Source organism: Candidatus Megaera venefica (genome assembly GCF_034554655.1).
Lineage (GTDB): Bacteria > Pseudomonadota > Alphaproteobacteria > Rickettsiales > Rickettsiaceae > Megaera_A > Megaera_A venefica.
Genome location: NZ_JARJFB010000218.1, coordinates 1 through 2,091 on the forward strand (window position 1 = coordinate 1; position 2,091 = coordinate 2,091).

General features: G+C 30.3%; 3 protein-coding genes and 1 pseudogene. 1 reads left to right on the forward strand and 3 read right to left on the reverse strand.

The features are described 5' to 3' along the window. Nucleotides 1-328 (reverse strand): transposase (locus Megvenef_RS09105; RefSeq protein ID WP_322776028.1); only part of this gene is annotated, 328 nt, incomplete at its 3' end. A gap of 89 nt (nucleotides 329-417) precedes the next feature. Further along, on the reverse strand, nucleotides 418-564 hold the full coding sequence (locus tag Megvenef_RS09110) for a hypothetical protein (RefSeq protein ID WP_322777612.1): 147 nt from the start codon (nucleotides 562-564) through the stop codon (nucleotides 418-420). Nucleotides 565-911: 347 nt separating this feature from the next. Between Megvenef_RS09110 and Megvenef_RS09115 the strand changes: the two genes are divergently transcribed. After that, nucleotides 912-1,331 carry a helix-turn-helix domain-containing protein gene (locus Megvenef_RS09115; protein ID WP_322777613.1) on the forward strand — a complete coding sequence of 140 codons (420 nt, stop codon included), beginning with the start codon at nucleotides 912-914 and terminating at the stop codon, nucleotides 1,329-1,331. On the opposite strand, the pseudogene Megvenef_RS09120 reads toward Megvenef_RS09115, so the two are convergent. After that, nucleotides 1,328-2,091: pseudogene (locus Megvenef_RS09120) on the reverse strand (tetratricopeptide repeat protein); the annotation flags it as partial. The gene Megvenef_RS09115 and the pseudogene Megvenef_RS09120 sit on opposite strands and share 4 nt — an antisense overlap.

Consider the following 2,091-nt stretch of genomic DNA (forward strand, 5'->3'; position numbering starts at 1 on the left):
CTTCAGACACATCAAGATCTTGCTGCAAATATTCATAACCACAAAAATATTGCCAATAAATATTTTCCTTTAGCTCTTCCTCCGTAAACGAATCAGAACCGTTGTACATAGCTTGAAGCATTGATAGTGCTAGCATTACTCTATGATCTTTCTTATTTCTACCAAATTGCTTGATTTCAATGTTAGGCAATGCTCTGGCTTCAAGTTCAGACCAATTTACTAAATCCCTTAGTTTATATAACTTGTTTTTAGGATTTAGTTTTGTAGATAATTTCTCTTCAAATAACCTTTCTTGTTTTTGGAGAAAAGTAATATTTTCTATAGGCATAATTTTAAAATCCGTAAGCTTTATGCGGTAATTATACCATTTTCTTATGGATTTTGTAAGCTGTTTATGACATGAAACCCCTTGTTAATTCAGGCGGGGAGAGTTTTGACGGAGGGACTAGTTAGTATTGTTGAGTACCACCAGTTAGGTATGATATTACCGCTACCGATATCAATAGGGTTTAATAATTTTGTACTTGCAGGCTTGCAAGTTGCAATGGTTCTGGTTATATTCATAATTGCTATACCTAAGTTTTAGGTTGTGTCTTTTTTCAACAAGTACAAAAAGTTTGGCGACTGCAGTACTTGTTGATATTCTTATATTCAAGCTTTTTATCTTCCTTTGTTTATTTTTTAGCCTTATTTTATTACTTACTTTAAATATGAAGCAATGATCCTTGTTGCTTAAGTTTTAATTGTAATGCATAAAATATGATATGTAAAGTCTCTATTTAAAGAATCTTCTTGTTTTTTTAAAGTGAGTTTTTTATTAAACACCGTCATTATTGGATTTACATTTCAAATAAATAATGTTAAATTTCGTGCGGTTGGTTTAGAAATTTGATTTTAATTCGTTGTGTTTTATGGCAAGCTTACAGATAAAGATAAGTGAGTTAATGGCTCAAAAAAAAATAAATGCCGTTGATATAGAAAAAGAGACAGGATTAAATAGAAATACTGTTTATAGCATAATTGCTGGTAATTCTAAGAATCCAAGTGCTCATAATCTACAACTTATCGCACAAGCACTCGGTGTAACCTTGGAATCAATTTTGATTGACGAAGAAGAGATTCAGATTAGTTCGCTTTCCGATGAACAAATGAAAGCATTCGCCGATGCTACAAGTTCTACGATAAATATTATAATTGCAAGAGGATTAAATTTTCCTTTAAACAAGTTAATTTCTATAATTAAGGAGGTATATCAATATGCTCTAAAGGCAAATCCGCCTTCTGTAGATGATAGATTTGTTGATTGGTTGCTTGATAAATACAAAAATTAGTTTTCTTCTTGCCACAAGTCCATATTATAATCTTTACAGTATTCAAACATAGAAATTGTATTAGCATGTTCTCTGCCGAACTCTTTAACTTGAGGCTCTCCAAAACACTTATAATGATATAAATCCTTTATCTTACAAGCAGCTTTTGCTCCTTGGGTATAAAGGTAACTTACCTGTGCAATATTTTTAATATTATCCTTATATAAATATAAATATATTCCTTGAGCTTCTCTATAAAATTTTATTGCTTTATCATATTTTCCTAATAGGGAATAAATATCACCCCTCACTACATAACCACTTGCTAAATCTGGATTCTCAGAAAATTTTGCTCCTTTATCTTCTTTATTCTCATTAGCAAGCAAAATTTCAATAGCTTTGTTAATATGATCGGAAGCCTCTTCTAAGTTTCCAAGACCTAATTCACTTCTTGCCATTTGTGCGTAAATACGTCCAAATATAAGGTGGTCATCTTTTTTTGTGAGTTTATGCATATTATATAATTGCAGAGCTTGATTATAAGCTTCTTTGTATTCATTAAGAGAATTTAATATTTGAACTCTTAAAATATAATTTGCCGTAAGAACCAAATCATCATGCTTAATTTTATTGAGGCGAATTTTTATCAGTGCATTAACCCTATCTAGAGCTAAATTATATTTCCCTTTAAGATAAAACAATATAGCTTCAACATTATTAATAAATGTTATTGGGCTATCTTTTAATTTCAAAACGTACTTTTCTGCATTAACAATGTTTC

Excerpts from the sequence above, each read along its gene's own strand:
- Megvenef_RS09110 (WP_322777612.1), bottom strand. The coding sequence starts at position 564 with ATGAATATAACCAGAACCATTGCAACTTGCAAGCCTGCAAGTACAAAA.
- Megvenef_RS09115 (WP_322777613.1), top strand. The coding sequence starts at position 912 with ATGGCAAGCTTACAGATAAAGATAAGTGAGTTAATGGCTCAAAAAAAA.